Raw genomic sequence first — 14711 nt, 5'->3', positions numbered from 1 at the left:
AGGACCCCCTGAAGCCCTGAGGGCCCGGGTCCTTTCGTCAACTTCCGTGCGGCGGACGGTCTTTCGGCCGGTCTCCGCACGTCTGCGGAGAGACTCACGTGTCGAATGCTGTTTCCGGCCTGCCCATCGGGCGAGGCCTGTTGTTCCTTGTCGTCGCCGGTGCCGCCTGGGGCACCGCGGGCGCTGCCGCCTCCCTCGTCTACCGGGTGAGCGACATGGGCCCCGTCGCCCTCTCGTTCTGGCGCTGCGCGGGCGGATTCGTGCTGCTGCTCCTGGCCCGGTCACTGCGCCGCCGTACGCCGGCCGGGTCCGAACCGTGGCGCCGAAAGGCCCTGCGCGCCGGGGTCACCGGACTCTCGCTCGCCGTGTTCCAGACCGCGTACTTCGCGTCAGTCCAGGCCACCGGCCTGGCGGTCGCCACCGTCGTCACACTGGGCGCCGGGCCCGTCCTCATCGCACTGGGTGCCCGGCTGACCATGGGCGAGCGGCTGGGGGCGGGCGGGATCGTCGCCGGCGCCGGAGCGTTCACCGGGCTCGCTGTGCTGGTGCTGGGCGGCGGCGACGCCGAGGTGCGGCCGTCAGGGCTCGCATGGGCCGTGCTGTCCGCGGCCGGCTACGCCTCGATGACGGTCCTCACCCGTTGGTGGGGGCGGGACGGAGCAACGGACGCGTTCGGCACGTCGGTCAGGGCCTTCGGCGTGACGACACTGTGCCTGCTGCCGTTCGGGCTCGCCGAGGGACTCCTGCCGCACACCGGCGACGGACTGCGGTTGGCCGGACTCCTGGTGTACGTCGCCGCTGTGCCGACCGCCCTGGCGTACGGGCTGTACTTCGCCGGCGCCGCCGTCGTCCGCTCGGCGACCGTTTCCGTGATCATGCTCCTGGAACCGGTGAGCGCGGCGGTTCTCGCCGTCACCCTGCTCGGTGAGCGGCTGACGGCGGCGACCGTCGTGGGCACGCTGCTGATGCTGGGCGCGGTCGCGGGACTCGCGGTGGCGGAGACGCGGGGCGGTGGTGTGGAGCGGCGGACGGAGCCCGGAGGCGCGTTCGGCTGAGCTTCACGTGCCCTGCGAGGCGTCCGACGCGGTTGTTGGGCAGCCTGAGCGCCCCGCCGTCCACAGGGCCTGGGAACGTCGGCGAGCCGCACAACGATGCGCCGAGCGTCGATGAGAAGACCGTCGACGAGCAGCGACGCGTTACAGCACCCGCCTGCGCCGCTGAACCGCCAGTGCCCCAGCGTCCCGTGGCCCGCCCCGCGCCGCCAGCCCGGCCGCGATGCGGTCCTGGACCTCTACTGGCTTTTTCCCGGCGTACTTGAACTTCGCCCGTACGTCCGTCACTTCGAGCCTGATGCCACGGATACCGGCGAGCATCCGCCCGAACGGCGCCTCGTCCGCCGCCACTCGCGCCGAGCCGCCTTCCGGCTGGAAGTGGCCCGTCTGACGGTTGAGCAGGGCGGCCTTCTCCGCCGGGTCGTCCACGACGTGCGCGGTGCACCGGAGTTGGACGGCCGCGTAGAAGCTCGTCGGCGTGCCCTGCTCGGAGGGGCCGTCCGGGGCGGCCTGCCACGGTCCGGGAATGAACGTGTAGTCGTCGACCACGCTCAGGAGTACAGCGGGGTTCCTTTCCAGCGCGGGCCAGAGCGGGTTCGGGCGGGCGAGATGGGTGACCGCCTCGGCGCGCCCGGCGTCGTAGGCGAAGTGCAGCGGCTGGACGTACGGCGCCTCGCCAGGCAAGCCGTTGACCGAGAGCTGGCCGAAGTCGCGGGCGGAAAGCCACTGCTGCCACTCCGCGTCGTCGCGCGCCGCGTCCCAGGGATGGATCAGCATCGGGATCAGAGCGCCCTGAGATAGTCGGGAAGCCGGGTCCCCGGTGCCAGCTCCGCGTCGTCGAGCGGGGTTGCGTACCCCTTTCGCAGCGGGACCACGCCGGCCCAGTGGGGGAGGGCGAGGTCCTCGGGTTCGTCGTTCACCCCGCCCGTGCGCACCTTCGCGGAGACCTCGCCGAGGTCGATGCGGATCACGGCGGTGGCAGCCAGTTCCTTGTTGTTGGCGGGCCGCGAGTCGGCCGAGCGGCCGGCCACCGCGTTGTCGACCAGGGCGTCCAGGGCCAGGCGCTTCTCCTCCGGGTCCGTCACCTGGTGGGCGATGCCGTGGGCCACCACCGAGCGGTAGTTGATCGAGTGGTGGAAGGCTGAACGGGCCAGGATCAGCGCGTCCACATGCGTGACCGTCAGGCAGACCGGCAGACCCGGGTCGGCCTGGCCCGTCATCCGCAGCGGGCGCGAGCCCGTCGACCCGTGCACGTAGAGGCGCTCGCCGACCCGCGCGTACAGCGTCGGCAGTACGACCGGCGCGCCGTCGCGGACGAAACCGAGGTGGCACACATAGCCCTCGTCGAGGATCGCGTGCACCGACTCCTTGTCGTACGAAGCCCGGTGGGGGGAGCGGGTGGGGACCGTGCGATCGGTCGGGGCGTAGGTGGCGTCGGTGGGTTGTGGGGGCGATTGGCCGGCGGCCGCCTGTGGCGCCTGCGGCGTCGATTCCTGCACGGCGTCCTGCTCTGCGTCCTGTGGGGTCCCCGGCATCGCGGTCTCCTTGCGTCCTCTATTGCACTAGTACATAATCTTTGTTGTGCTAGGAGAATATCCGATCAAAGGTCGGGGTGCGGCAGAGATTTCCGCGAGCGTCGAAAGCGCGGTGGGTGCCGGTGAGCTGGAGCCCGGCCAACTACTGCCGCCCATGCGGGAGTTGGCTGAGCGGCTGGCGGTGAATCCCAACACCGTGGCCGCTGCCTATCGCACGCTGCGCGAACGCGGGGTCATCGAGACCCATGGGCGGCGCGGCAGTCGGGTGCGCTCCAAGCCCGCCACCACCGGGCGGGAGTACATCCGGGTGGAGGTGCCGGCCGGTGTGCGGGACGTGGCGCACGGCAATCCCGATCCGGCGCTGCTGCCGTCACTGGCGGCGGCGTTCGCGGCGGCGGGCGAGCAGGGTGACCGGGCGCCGGTGCTCTACGGAGACGCCACCGTCGAACCCGAGCTGGCCCGCATCGCCCGCGCCGGCCTCGACGCCGACGGCGTGCCGGACGGGTCCCTCGCCGTCACCTCCGGTGCCCTGGACGGCATCGAGCGCGTCCTCTCCGTACACCTCAGGCCCGGGGACACCGTCGCCGTCGAGGACCCCGGGTGGGGCGGGCTGCTGGACCTCGTGCCGGCGCTGGGGCTGCGCATGGTCCCGGTGGGTGTCGACGACGAGGGGCCGCGCGCCGAGGACGTGCGGCAGGTGCTGGCGGGCGGGGCGCGGGCGCTGATCGTCACGGACCGTGCGCAGAACCCGACCGGGGCCGTGCTGAGCGCCACGCGTGCGCGTGCCCTGCGTTCCGTGCTCCGAGAGCACCCGGAGGCCCTGCTCATCGAGGACGACCACGGCTACCGGATCGTCGACCAGCCCCTTCATCCGCTGGCCGGGGTCACCCGGCACTGGGCGTTCGTCCGCTCGGTCGCCAAGGCGTACGGTCCCGATCTGCGCCTCGCCGTTCTCACCGGGGACGCCGTCACCGTCGACCGGGTTCTGGGACGGCAGCGGCTCGGGCCGGGATGGGTCAGCCGGCTGCTGCAGCGGGCCGTCGTACGGCTGTGGGCCGATGACGCGCTGGACACGCGCGTGGTGGCCTCGGCGTACGGGCGGCGTCGGGACGCGCTGATCGAGGCGCTCGCGCAGCGGGGGGTCGCGGCCCATGGACGCAGCGGGCTGAACGTGTGGATCCCGGTCCCGGACGAGACCGGCGCGGTCGCCCGGCTGCTGCACGCGGGTTGGGCCGTCGCCCCCGGCGCCCGCTTCCGGATGAACGCCCCGTCCGGCATCAGGGTGACCGTCGCCACCCTGACCCAGGCGGAGACGGGGCCGCTGGCGGACGCGATCGCCTCGGCGGTGAGACCGGCCGGCGCGCGGACCCACGTCTGAGCGGGCCCGGTGAAGGCGCCCCGAAGGGGCGGGGCCGTGCAGCTCCGAGGCTCCGCCGCATGGGTGCGACCGGCCCCGACGGACCCGCGGACGGCGCACCGGAGTTTCCGGGGCGCGCTCGGCGCGGAACCGCGTCCGAGGCTTGGCCCGGGATCTGTCCGGCGGATCACGGAGCATGGCCGCGGCGCCGGGCGGGTGAAGGGGAGCCGGGGATGAACGGGTCCCCGGGCGAGGTTGTTCGGGCGTGACGGCAACGCCGGAGACGGGCATGCCAGGCCCCGCCTCTCCGGCGTTGCCCCCAGAGAGGCACTAGCGGCGCCTGTGGCCGGCCTGGGTGAGCGCCGCGCCGGCCAGTATCACCACCGCACCCACCGGTGTCGACCAGGTCAGGGTCTCACCGAGCAGGGTGACGCCGGCGACCGTGGCGATGACCGGGATGAAGTACGTGACCATCTGGGCGGTCGTCGGGCCCGTCTCGGCGACCAGGCCGTACTGCAGCAGCATCGCGACGCCCGTGCCCAGTGCGCCGAGGGTGACGGTCGCGAGCAGCGGCGCGAGGGGGAGGTCGTCGGGTATCCGAGTGAACAGCGGTGTGACCACGGCCAGTTGGAAGGTGGCCAACAGCAGTTGGGCGCCACTGAGCGACAGATGGGAGTGGTTAGAACCCGCCAGCGTGCGGCGGACGTAGATCCAGCCGACCGGGTAGCTGAGGGAGGCCAGCAGAGCCAGTGCCGTGCCCGTCGCGTCCAGGCCGTGGAAACCCTGCCAGGCGCCGAGAACGGTCAGCACACCTGCGAAGCCCAGGCCGAGACCGGCCACCCGCACCCGCGTAGGACGGTCCTCCGAGAGTGCGACCAGGGACAGGGCCATGCCCCACAGAGGCGAGGTCGCGTTGCAGATGCCGGCGAGGGTCGACGGGATCGTCAGCTCCGCGTACGCGAACAGCGAGAACGGCAGTGCGTTCAGCAGGAACGCTGCCACCGCGAGATGCCCCCACGTACGCGCGCCGCGCGGCAACCCCTCCCGCTTCACGGCCAGGGCCGCCGCCAGGACCGCCGTACCGAACAGCAGTCGGCCGAAGGTGACCTGGAACGGCGCGAAACCCTGCGTACCGACCTTGATCAGCAGGAAGCTGAAGCCCCAGATCAGGGACAGCACGGCGAAGCGGATGCGCCAGTCAAGGGCGGGGCGGCGGCGGGCCGGGGAGGGTGAGGGTGCGGGCGGGAGTGCCGGTTGCGTGGGTTGTGGGCTGGTTGGTTCCGGGGTGGTGAGGCGGCTCATGCGGCTACGATCCCGGAGTCGATCTCGTAGCACAAGCGAGCATTTGTTCGCCGAATCTCGTAGAATCACTTACATGTTGAACCTGGAGCGCCTGCGCACCCTCGACGCCCTCGCCCGGCACGGCTCGGTCAGCGGGGCGGCCGAGGGGCTGCATGTGACGACGTCCGCCGTGTCGCAGCAGATGTCCAAGCTGGAGCGGGAAGTCGGGCAACAGCTGCTCGCCAAGAACGGGCGGGGCGTGCGGCTCACCGACGCGGGACGGCTGCTCGCGGACCACGCCGCGCGCATCCTGTCCCAGGTCGAGCTGGCCCAGTCCGACCTGGAGGCGCAGCGCGGACAGGTGGTGGGCGAACTGCGGCTCTCCGCGTTCCCGACCGCCGCGCGCGGGCTGTTCCCGGCAGCGCTCGCGACCCTGCGCGCGGAGCACCCCGGGTTGCGGTTGCGCTCGTGCGAGCTGGAACCGGAAGCTGGGGTCGCCGGGGTGGTGCGCGGAGATCTCGACCTGGCGGTCGTGCTCGACTGGTACAACAAGCCGATGCCGCTGCCCGACGGTCTGGTGAAGGCATCGATCCTCGACGACCGGGCGGACGTGGCGCTGCCGGTCGGCCATCCGCTCGCCGACCGGAGCGCAGTGGACCTCGGGGAGTTCGCCGAGGACGAGTGGATCACCTGGGGCGAGGGCGAGTTCTGTCATGAGTGGCTGATGTTCACGCTGCGTTCCAAGGGTGTCGAGCCGTGCGTCGGTCATCGCGCGGCGGAGACGCACACTCAGCTGGCGCTGGTCGCCGCGGGGCTCGGCGTGTGCATCGCCCCGCTGCTGGGCCGCCACCCCGTACCCGCCGGAGTCGTCACCGTTCCGCTGCGTCAGCGCGTGCGCCGCCATGTGTACGTGGTCTGGCGCGCGGATGCCGACCGCCGTCCGTCGATCCGTGCGGCGGTCGAGGCGCTGCGGGCGGCGGGGCGGACGGTCGGGTGAGACGCGCTCCGCGGGTTTGGCGGGTGAGGGTGCCAGGGGTATGCGGGGGGTTTCGCCCCCGCTGCCAGTACCCGTCCCATGCCGTTCCTGGGGGCTGCGCCCCCAGACCCCTGCTACGGCCCTCACCGGGCCTCGTCCTCGAACTCCCCCAGAGGGGGAACGCCAGACGGGCTGGAGATGCCGGCCGGCGCCGGGAAGGTACCGGCCGGCGCTGGAGGGGTCCCGCCTGGGGCGGAAGGGTTTCGCCTGGGGTGGAGACGTGGCGGGGTGCGTGGGTGGGAGAGAAGCCGGCCCTGGGCAGGCATTGTCCTCGAACGCCGGATGGGCTGCAGGGGTGCCGGCTGGGCCGTGGGAGCGGTGGGCGGTGGGAGAGACGGTTGTGTCGTACCGGTCTTGTCATCAGGAGCCGGAGCAGCTGATATGTCGCCTACCGCGCAGGTAGCTTGCGGAAGTCCCAGGAGACGATTTTTTCCGGAGTCAGGCGTATCCACGCGTGTCTGCCGTCGTGCGGCATCTCGTCCAGGCGGAAGTTCTTGCGGGCGAACAGCGTCTCCGGGACGTCCAGTTCGGCGCGCAGTTCGCCGGTGCGCGGGGTCTCGCCGACGAACTCGACGGCGCCGGACAGTTCGACGCCGCGCAGTTCGTCGTACTCCTCGCCCGTGTCGACGACTATCGCGACCCGTGGGTCGCGGCACAGGTCGGTCCAGCGCTTGCTGCGGACCACCGAGTACAGCCACATCGACGTGCCGTCCCAGGCGAACCACAGCGTGCTCACGTGCGGAGCGCCCTCGGTCGACACGGTGGCGACCCGGCAGGTGCGCTGGGTCGTCAGGAACTCGTCCAGTTCGCCCGGCGTCATCATGATCTTCCGGCCCCGGCGCTGAGTGGCGGTCATGCGATCCCCCCTCTTGTTTTCCCACGTCGTGTCAGAGGTGATCCTCTGACATCACGTCAGAAAAGAAAATGGGTTGTCTTCCGTCCATACGCAACGGGCGTTAGTCTCGCCCGCCCGTCCATAGTGTCCGCGGCCAGGGAGCGCCATGCCGTCGTGCGAACAGCTCAGCGAACTCCTCGACCCCGCGGCCACGGTCCTGCTCACCGTCGAGTGCCAGCAGGGCGTCGTCGGACCGGACAGCGCCCTGCCCGAACTCGCCGAGGAGGTGCGGTCGTCGGGGGCGCTCACCCAGGTCGCCAGGCTGGTCGCCGCCGCCCACGAGACCGGAGTCCAGGTCATCCACGCGATCGCCGAACGCCGTCCGGACGGCCGGGGCGCGAACCGCAACGCCCGGCTTTTCCGCGCCGCCGAACGGCTCCCCGTCCAGCAGCTCACGGGCAGCACCGCGGTGCGCGTCGCCCCGCCCGTCGAGGTTGCCGACGAGGACCTTGTCGTACGGCGGCTGCACGGCCTGTCGCCGATCCAGGGCACCGAGGCCGACGCCCTGCTGCGCAACCTGGGCTGCCGCACGCTGATCGTGACCGGGGTCTCGGCCAACGTCGCGATTCCCAACGCCGTGTTCGACGCCGTGAACCGTGGATACACCGTCGTCGTGCCCAGGGACGCCATCGCGGGGGTGCCCTCCGACTACACCCCCGCGATGATCCGCAACACCCTCGCGCTGGTCGCCACGGTCGCGACCGCCGACGAGGTGCTGGCCTGTCTCAGGCGGCCTCGCCACGCCGGGCGAGGGTGAGGCTCAGGCCAGAGTGATGGAATCCCCGGAGACGGTGATCTCCTCGGCGGCCAGTGCCTCGGTCGCGGGGCCCTTCTTCACGCTGCCGTCGGTGGCCGAGAACTCGCTGTTGTGGCACGCGCAGCTGATGACGCCGTTGGCGACGCCCGTCACCGCGCAGCCCGCGTGGGTGCACTTCGACGAGAACGCCTTGTAGGTGCCCGCCGTCGGCTGAGTGACCACCACGCCCTGGTCCTTGAAGATCTTGCCGCCGCCCTCCGGGATGTCGGAGGTCTTCGCGAGGGCGGTGCCGGCGGCGGCGCCCTGCTCGGTGGCGGCGTCGGACGAGTCGTCCTCCGACCCGCACGCGGTCAGCGCGACGGTGAGCCCCGCCGCGCCGGCCGCCGCCATGACCGTACGACGTGCCGGTCCCGATACGGGCTGAAGCGAGGCGCTGCTCATGCTGGCGTTTCCTTCCGCAGGCATTTCCTGATCCGTACGAAGATACGAACCCCACGTGCGCGCCGTTCACGCGGGGCGGGCATCCGCCCGTGAACGCCCCAGTAACCTGGGCCGATGCTCAAGGAAGTCATCGCGACCCGCTACATCACGCCCCTGCGTGAGGGCGGCTCGCTGCCGGGGCTCGTCGAGGCCGACGATCTCGGCACGTATGTCATGAAGTTCACCGGCGCGGGACAGGGGCGCAAGACACTCGTCGCCGAGGTCGTCTGCGGTGAACTGGCCCGGCGGCTGGGCCTGCGGGTGCCGGGGCTGGTGACGGTCGCCCTCGACCCGGTGCTGGGCCTCGGCGAGCCCGACCAGGAGGTGCAGGGACTGCTCAGGTCCAGCGGCGGCACCAACCTCGGCATGGACTTCCTGTCGGGGGCGCTCGGATTCGACCCCCTCGCCTTCGAGGTGAGCGCCGAGGAGGCCGGGCGGGTGGTGTGGTTCGACGCGCTCGTCAACAACGTCGACCGGTCCTGGCGCAACCCGAACCTGCTGATGTGGCACGGCGACCTGTGGCTCATCGACCACGGCGCCACGATGATCTGGCATCACCACTGGCCCGGTGCCCAGGCCTCCGCCGCCAAGCCGTACGACGTCTCCGAGCACGCGCTCGCGCCGTTCGGCCCGGACATCGCCTCGGCCGCCGCCGGACTGGCGCCGCTGGTCACCGAGGAACTGCTCGCCGAGGTGACCGCCGAGATCCCCGACGCCTGGCTCGCGGACGAACCCGGGTTCGAGTCGCCGGACGCGCTCCGGCGGGCCTACGCGCAGCCGCTCCTCGCACGCGCCGCCGTCATCCACGAGCGCGTCACAGGCGTCGAGCGCGTCCAGGGCCTCAAGGGGGAGAAGTGAGCGAGCGGGACGTCTTCGAGTACGCGTTGCTGCGGGTCGTACCGCGGATCGAGCGCGGTGAGTGCTTCAACGCCGGTGTCCTGGTGTACTGCCGCGCCAAGTCCTTCGTCGCGGCGCGCACACATCTGGACGAGGGCAAGCTGCGGGCGCTGGACCCGCAGGCCGACGTGGCCGGTGTGCAGGCAGCGCTGCGTGCGGTCGAAGGGGTCTGTGCGGGTGGGGCAGCCGCAGGTCAGGCGGCGCTGGACGATGCCGGACGGCGCTTTCGCTGGCTGATCGCGCCGCGCTCGACCGTGGTCCAGCCGGGGCCTGTGCACACGGGCCTCACCGCCGATCCGGGGGCCGAGGCGGATCGGCTGCTCGACCTGCTGGTCAGGTAATGGCTCACACCGGTGTGGCAGGCCGTTGACACCGGGTGCCAGGACTTCTAGCGTCACGTGTACCGAAGGTACTAAGCGGTCGCTCACCTGAGGGCGTACCGTGGGCCGCAGGCTTTTCAAGGGCGAGGAGAACCAGCAATGTCCACCACAGAGCAGCGGGTCGCCGTAGTCACCGGCGGTGCGCGCGGCATCGGCGCCGCGACCGCCGTACGACTGGCGGCGGAGGGCCGCGCCGTCGCGGTGATCGACCTCGACGAGGCCGCCTGCAAGGACACCGTCGAGAAGATCACCGCCGCCGGTGGCAAGGCGATCGCAGTCGGCTGCGACGTCTCCGACGAGGCCCAGGTCGAGGCCGCGGTCACACGCATCGCCGAGGAACTGGGCGGACCCACGATCCTCGTCAACAACGCGGGTGTCCTGCGCGACAACCTGCTCTTCAAGATGAGCGTGTCCGACTGGGACACGGTCATGAACGTGCACCTGCGTGGCGCCTTCCTGATGTCGAGGGCCTGTCAGAAACACATGGTGGACGCCAAGTTCGGCCGGATCGTGAACCTGTCCTCGTCCTCCGCCCAGGGCAACCGCGGCCAGGTCAACTACTCCGCCGCCAAGGCCGGTCTGCAGGGCTTCACCAAAACCCTCGCCCTCGAACTCGGCAAGTTCGGCGTCACCGCGAACGCCGTCGCCCCCGGCTTCATCGCCACCGACATGACCGCCGCCACCGCCGAGCGTGTCGGCATGGGCTTCGAGGACTTCAAGGCCGCCGCCGCGACCCAGATCCCCGTGCAGCGCGTGGGCAACCCGGACGACATCTCCAACGCGATCGCCTTCTTCACGGGCGAGGCCGCCGGATTCGTCTCCGGCCAGGTGCTGTACGTCGCCGGCGGACCGCTCGACTAGGGCCGGGGACAGGAACATGACCACTGTGGAACTCTCGGGCAAGGTCGCTCTCATCACCGGCGCCAGCCGGGGCATCGGCTACGGCATCGCCGAGGCGCTGCTCGCGCGCGGCGACCGCGTGTGCATCACCGGACGCAACGAGGACGCGCTCAAGGAGGCTGTCGAGACACTCGGCGCCGACCGGGTCATCGGCGTGGCCGGCAAGGCCCACGACGAGGCCCACCAGGCCGTCGCCGTCGAGCGCGCCCTGGAGGCGTTCGGGCGCGTCGACCACCTCGTCAACAACGCCGGTACGAACCCGGTGTTCGGGCCGATCGCCGACCTCGACCTCAACGTGGCGCGCAAGGTCTTCGAGACCAACGTCGTCTCGGCGCTCGGCTTCGCCCAGAAGACCTGGCACGCCTGGCAGAAGGAGAACGGCGGCGCGATCGTCAACATCACGTCCGTCGCCGGTCTCTCGGCCTCCCCGTTCATCGGCGCGTACGGCATCAGCAAGGCCGCGATGGACAACCTGACGCTGCAACTGGCGCACGAGTACGCGCCCGGGGTACGGGTCAACTCGATCGCGCCGGCCGTCGTGAAGACGAAGTTCGCGCAGGCGCTGTACGAGGGCCGGGAGGAGGAGGCGGCCGCCGCCTATCCGCTCGGCCGCCTCGGGGTACCCTCCGACATCGGCGGCGCCGCCGCGTTCCTGACCTCGGCCCAGGCCGACTGGATCACCGGCCAGACGCTCGTGGTCGACGGCGGCATCTTCCTCAAGGCGGGCAACAGCTGACGCGCGTACCCCATGGGTACGAGGGTGGGGCGGGCGTTCCCCGGTGAGGGAGCGTCCGCCCCGCGTCGCGGCAGTGGCGGCTCTGCGCGACGTCTCCTTGTGCTGTCGATTTTGATGTCCGCTCCGACATCCACCGGAAGATGAGCGGCCGAAAGTTCCCATGTCGACCATCGCAAACCTATGCACCGGGGGCTGACAGAAAAAGCTCCTGTGTCGACATGCGAGGTCACGCAGTCCGATGACAGTGCCGTCCGATACGCGCTGATCAAGCGGCCTCCCAGGAAGCTGGACCACCCGGTGGGGCACTGCGGTATGGTCTGCCGACCGTTGGCTTGGTATGGCAGATCGAGGAGCGTGCACGTGTTCAACCGGAACCGGGGCCTGCGGCAGCTGGCGACAGCCGCGTCCATATCCATGGTCGCCGGATGCGGAGTCTTCTCCTCCGGCTCCTCCAACGACGGGAAGCCGATCGTGGTGGGGACGACCAGTGGACCCAGCACGCTGGATCCTGCGGCCTCGTGGGACAGCTCCTGGGAGCTGTTCCGCAACGTCCACCAGACCCTGCTCAACTTCGGCACCGGCGGGTCCGAGCTCAAGCCGGACGCCGCCAAGAGCTGCGAGTTCACCGACAGTTCGAGCACGGTGTACAGCTGTGAGCTGCGCGATGGTCTGAAGTTCTCGGACGGGCACGAACTGGACGCGCAGGCCGTCAAGTACTCCATCGACCGGATCAAGGCGATCAACGTCAACGGCGGCCCCGCCGGCCTGCTGACCAGCCTCGACCGGATCGAGGTGAAGGGCGACCGCGAGATCGTCTTCCACCTGAACCAGGCCGACGCGACGTTCCCCTTCGTGCTCTCCACGCCCGCCATGTCGATCGTGGATCCCGAGGAATACCCCGCGAAGTCCCTCCGCGAGGACGGCAAGGTCAGTGGCTCGGGGCCCTACACCCTGGAGTCCTACAAGGAGGGCGACAAGGCCGTACTTGTCAGGAACGACAAGTACAAGGGCATCGCGGACCTCAGGAACGACGCTGTCACCATCCGTTACTTCCAGGAGTCGTCCGAGGTGGCCGACGCTCTCCGGGCCAAGACGGTCGACGTCATCTACCGCGGTCTCAGTGCGACGGACATCGTGGACATCCAGGACAACGAGAAGGAGCAGGGGCTCCAGCTCATCGAGAACCCCACCACCGAGATCAGTTACCTGGTGTTCAATCCCAAGGACCCGTGGTCCAGCAAGCTCTCGGTCCGCCAGGCGATCGCCCAGATCGTCGACCGTCCGGCGCTCGCCCACAACATCTACAAGGACACCGTGGAGCCGCTGTACTCCATGATTCCCAAGGGCCTGGTCGGGCACACCACGGGGTTCTTCGACGACTTCGGGAGGCCCAGTTCCTCCAAGGCCAAGCAGATCCTCCTGGAGGACGGCATCACCGAGCGGGTCCCGCTCACCCTCTGGTACACGAGCGACCGCTACGGCTCCCAGACCAAGCCGGCCTTCGAGGAGCTGAAGCGGCAGCTGGAGGCCTCCGACCTGTTCACCGTCACGCTCCAGAGCCGTCCCTGGAAAACCTACGTGGACGGTTACCAGAAGGGCGAGTACCCGGTGTTCGGGCGCGGCTGGTTCCCCGACTTCCCCGACGCCGACAACTTCATCGCCCCCTTCGTCGGTGAGCAGAACGCGCTCGGTACGCCGTACACGTCACCCGAGATCACCGGTGAACTGCTGCCCGCGTCACGACGGGAGAGCGACCGCGGTGCCGTGGGCGAGGAGTTCGAGGAGGCCCAGCAGATCCTCCTGGACGATGCCCGGCTGCTGCCGCTGTGGCAGGGCAAGCAACACGTGGCGGCGAACGAGGAGATCGGCGGCGCGGAGGCGTCCATCGACCCGGCGACGATGATGGTGATGTGGGAGCTGTACTGGAAGACCAGCTGGTAGCGGAGCGCGCGGCTCGAGCACGGCCGGCGTCGGGGACCGTTGTCCTTGCCCCGTTGTCAGTGGGCGCCGGTAGGTTCTTCGGTGAGTGGAACACACCGCACACCGGAGGAAGTTCACGTGACCGACATCGCCATGCTGCCCGAGTCCTGGCGCGGCGTCCTGGGTGACGAGCTGCAGCAGCCCTACTTCAAGGAGCTGACCGAGTTCGTCGAGGAGGAGCGGGCGAAGGGTCCTGTCCATCCTCCGCGCGAAGAGGTGTTCGCCGCGCTCGACGCGACGCCGTACGACAAGGTGAAGGTCCTGATCCTCGGTCAGGACCCCTACCACGGTGAGGGGCAGGGCCACGGCCTGTGCTTCTCGGTCCGGCCCGGGGTGAAGACCCCGCCCTCGCTCCGCAACATCTACAAGGAGATGAAGGAGGAGCTGGGCACGCCCGTTCCCGACAACGGCTGTCTGATGCCGTGGGCCGAGCAGGGCGTGCTGCTGCTCAACGCGGTGCTCACGGTCCGCTCCGGCGAGGCCAACTCGCACAAGGGAAAGGGCTGGGAGAAGTTCACGGACGCGGTGATCCGCTCCGTGGCCGACCGTCCCGACCCGGTGGTCTTCGTCCTGTGGGGCAACTACGCGCAGAAGAAACTCCCGTTGATCGACGAGGAGCGGCACGTGGTGGTGAAGGGGGCGCACCCGTCGCCGCTGTCCGCGAAGAAGTTCTTCGGCTCGCGCCCGTTCACACGGATCAACGAGGCGCTGGCCGGTCAGGGTCACGAGCCGATCGACTGGACGATTCCCGACCTGGGCTGATCAGGGAGGGGGAGCCGCGCCGCCGGGCCGGTGCCGCACCGGCCCGCCTGACCGGCATTGTCAGTGCCTGGCGTTAGCGTCGGCAGGGACAGCGAGCACAGTCGACAGGGTGGAGGGTGCGGTGACGGAGCGGCAGGAACAGGTGGCGCCGGACGCCATGATGACCCGGATCGGACAAGCCGTCATGCTGCACCACGGCGGCGACCGCGAGGAAGCCAGGGAACGCCTCCTGGGGTTGTGGGCGGAGATCGGCGAGGACGGCGACCCGCTGCACCGCTGCACGCTGGCGCACTACATGGCCGACACGCAGGACGATCCCTCGGACGAACTGGCCTGGGATCTGCGGGCGTTGTCGGCGGCGAAGGAACTGTCGGACGAACGGGTGGCGGAGGTCGTCCAGCACGAGGGGGCACTCGCGGTGCGCGCCCTGTACCCCTCGCTGCACCTGAACCTCGCCGCCGACTACGTGAAGCTGGACCGCCCCGAGGCCGCCCGCACCCATATCCGCCGCGCCCGTGTATCGGCCGACGCCCTGGGCGACGACAGTTACGGAGACGGAGTCCGGGCGGCCATCGGCCGGCTGGAGCTGAGGCTGGGGGAGGGCGACTCCTCGCCGGAAGGGGATTCCTGGGGGCCGCCGAGACAGCGGCCCTAGAGGTTCCG

Annotated in this window: 16 protein-coding genes; 11 read left to right on the top strand and 5 right to left on the bottom strand. The window is 70.4% G+C overall.

Translation table 11 applies throughout. The features are described from left to right. The first annotated feature begins 98 nt into the window (after positions 1–98). On the top strand, positions 99–1055 hold the full coding sequence (locus RB628_RS15330) for a DMT family transporter (RefSeq protein WP_318320966.1): 957 nt from the start codon (positions 99–101) through the stop codon (positions 1053–1055). A 141-nt stretch (positions 1056–1196) separates the two neighbouring features. Here RB628_RS15330 and RB628_RS15325 read toward each other — a convergent pair whose 3' ends face one another. Both RB628_RS15325 and RB628_RS15320 read right to left on the bottom strand, forming a co-directional pair. After that, a complete protein-coding gene (locus RB628_RS15325; protein WP_318320965.1) occupies positions 1197–1829 on the bottom strand; it encodes an FMN-binding negative transcriptional regulator in 633 nt (210 codons plus the stop codon). 5 nt (positions 1830–1834) lie between these two features. Next, positions 1835–2587 carry a pyridoxamine 5'-phosphate oxidase family protein gene (locus RB628_RS15320; RefSeq protein WP_318320964.1) on the bottom strand — a complete coding sequence of 251 codons (753 nt, stop codon included), beginning with the start codon at positions 2585–2587 and terminating at the stop codon, positions 1835–1837. A gap of 46 nt (positions 2588–2633) precedes the next feature. On the opposite strand from RB628_RS15320, the gene RB628_RS15315 reads away from it, so the two are divergent. Beyond that, positions 2634–3965, top strand: a complete 1332-nt coding sequence (locus tag RB628_RS15315) for an aminotransferase class I/II-fold pyridoxal phosphate-dependent enzyme (protein WP_318320963.1) — start codon at positions 2634–2636, stop codon at positions 3963–3965. A 309-nt stretch (positions 3966–4274) separates the two neighbouring features. Here RB628_RS15315 and RB628_RS15310 read toward each other — a convergent pair whose 3' ends face one another. Continuing rightward, positions 4275–5246 (bottom strand): DMT family transporter, encoded by a 972-nt coding sequence (locus tag RB628_RS15310; protein ID WP_318320962.1) that lies wholly within the window; start codon positions 5244–5246, stop codon positions 4275–4277. Between the two features lie 73 nt (positions 5247–5319). On the opposite strand from RB628_RS15310, the gene RB628_RS15305 reads away from it, so the two are divergent. Beyond that, positions 5320–6222, top strand: a complete 903-nt coding sequence (locus RB628_RS15305) for a LysR family transcriptional regulator (RefSeq protein ID WP_318320961.1) — start codon at positions 5320–5322, stop codon at positions 6220–6222. A 427-nt stretch (positions 6223–6649) separates the two neighbouring features. Here RB628_RS15305 and RB628_RS15300 read toward each other — a convergent pair whose 3' ends face one another. Next, on the bottom strand, positions 6650–7117 hold the full coding sequence (locus tag RB628_RS15300) for a pyridoxamine 5'-phosphate oxidase family protein (protein WP_318320960.1): 468 nt from the start codon (positions 7115–7117) through the stop codon (positions 6650–6652). A gap of 145 nt (positions 7118–7262) precedes the next feature. On the opposite strand from RB628_RS15300, the gene RB628_RS15295 reads away from it, so the two are divergent. Beyond that, positions 7263–7913, top strand: a complete 651-nt coding sequence (locus RB628_RS15295; RefSeq protein ID WP_318320959.1) for a cysteine hydrolase — start codon at positions 7263–7265, stop codon at positions 7911–7913. 3 nt (positions 7914–7916) lie between these two features. Here RB628_RS15295 and RB628_RS15290 read toward each other — a convergent pair whose 3' ends face one another. Continuing rightward, positions 7917–8354 carry a Rieske (2Fe-2S) protein gene (locus tag RB628_RS15290; protein WP_318320958.1) on the bottom strand — a complete coding sequence of 146 codons (438 nt, stop codon included), beginning with the start codon at positions 8352–8354 and terminating at the stop codon, positions 7917–7919. A gap of 114 nt (positions 8355–8468) precedes the next feature. On the opposite strand from RB628_RS15290, the gene RB628_RS15285 reads away from it, so the two are divergent. From RB628_RS15285 to RB628_RS15255, 7 genes are all read left to right on the top strand, one after another. Next, positions 8469–9251 carry a HipA family kinase gene (locus RB628_RS15285; RefSeq protein WP_318320957.1) on the top strand — a complete coding sequence of 261 codons (783 nt, stop codon included), beginning with the start codon at positions 8469–8471 and terminating at the stop codon, positions 9249–9251. After that, positions 9248–9631, top strand: coding sequence for a DUF3037 domain-containing protein (locus tag RB628_RS15280; RefSeq protein ID WP_318320956.1), 384 nt, complete (start codon positions 9248–9250; stop codon positions 9629–9631). The genes RB628_RS15285 and RB628_RS15280 overlap by 4 nt, the downstream gene beginning before the upstream one ends. Positions 9632–9769: 138 nt before the next feature. After that, entirely contained in the window at positions 9770–10531 is a 762-nt protein-coding gene (gene fabG / locus RB628_RS15275) for a 3-oxoacyl-ACP reductase FabG (RefSeq protein WP_318320955.1), read from the top strand. A gap of 16 nt (positions 10532–10547) precedes the next feature. After that, positions 10548–11306: an SDR family oxidoreductase gene (locus RB628_RS15270; protein ID WP_318320954.1), complete on the top strand. Its 759-nt coding sequence runs from the start codon at positions 10548–10550 to the stop codon at positions 11304–11306. Positions 11307–11666: 360 nt separating this feature from the next. Then, on the top strand, positions 11667–13247 hold the full coding sequence (locus RB628_RS15265; protein WP_318320953.1) for an ABC transporter substrate-binding protein: 1581 nt from the start codon (positions 11667–11669) through the stop codon (positions 13245–13247). Positions 13248–13364: 117 nt separating this feature from the next. Continuing rightward, positions 13365–14048: a uracil-DNA glycosylase gene (locus RB628_RS15260; RefSeq protein WP_318320952.1), complete on the top strand. Its 684-nt coding sequence runs from the start codon at positions 13365–13367 to the stop codon at positions 14046–14048. A gap of 121 nt (positions 14049–14169) precedes the next feature. Then, positions 14170–14703 (top strand): hypothetical protein, encoded by a 534-nt coding sequence (locus RB628_RS15255; protein ID WP_318320951.1) that lies wholly within the window; start codon positions 14170–14172, stop codon positions 14701–14703. Positions 14704–14711 lie beyond the last annotated feature (8 nt).

The sequence above is a fragment of the Streptomyces sp. ADMS genome (assembly GCF_033441795.1).
Lineage (GTDB): Bacteria > Actinomycetota > Actinomycetes > Streptomycetales > Streptomycetaceae > Streptomyces.
The sequence above is the reverse complement of the archived record's forward strand: the minus strand, read 5'-3'. Positions and strand labels throughout refer to the sequence as shown.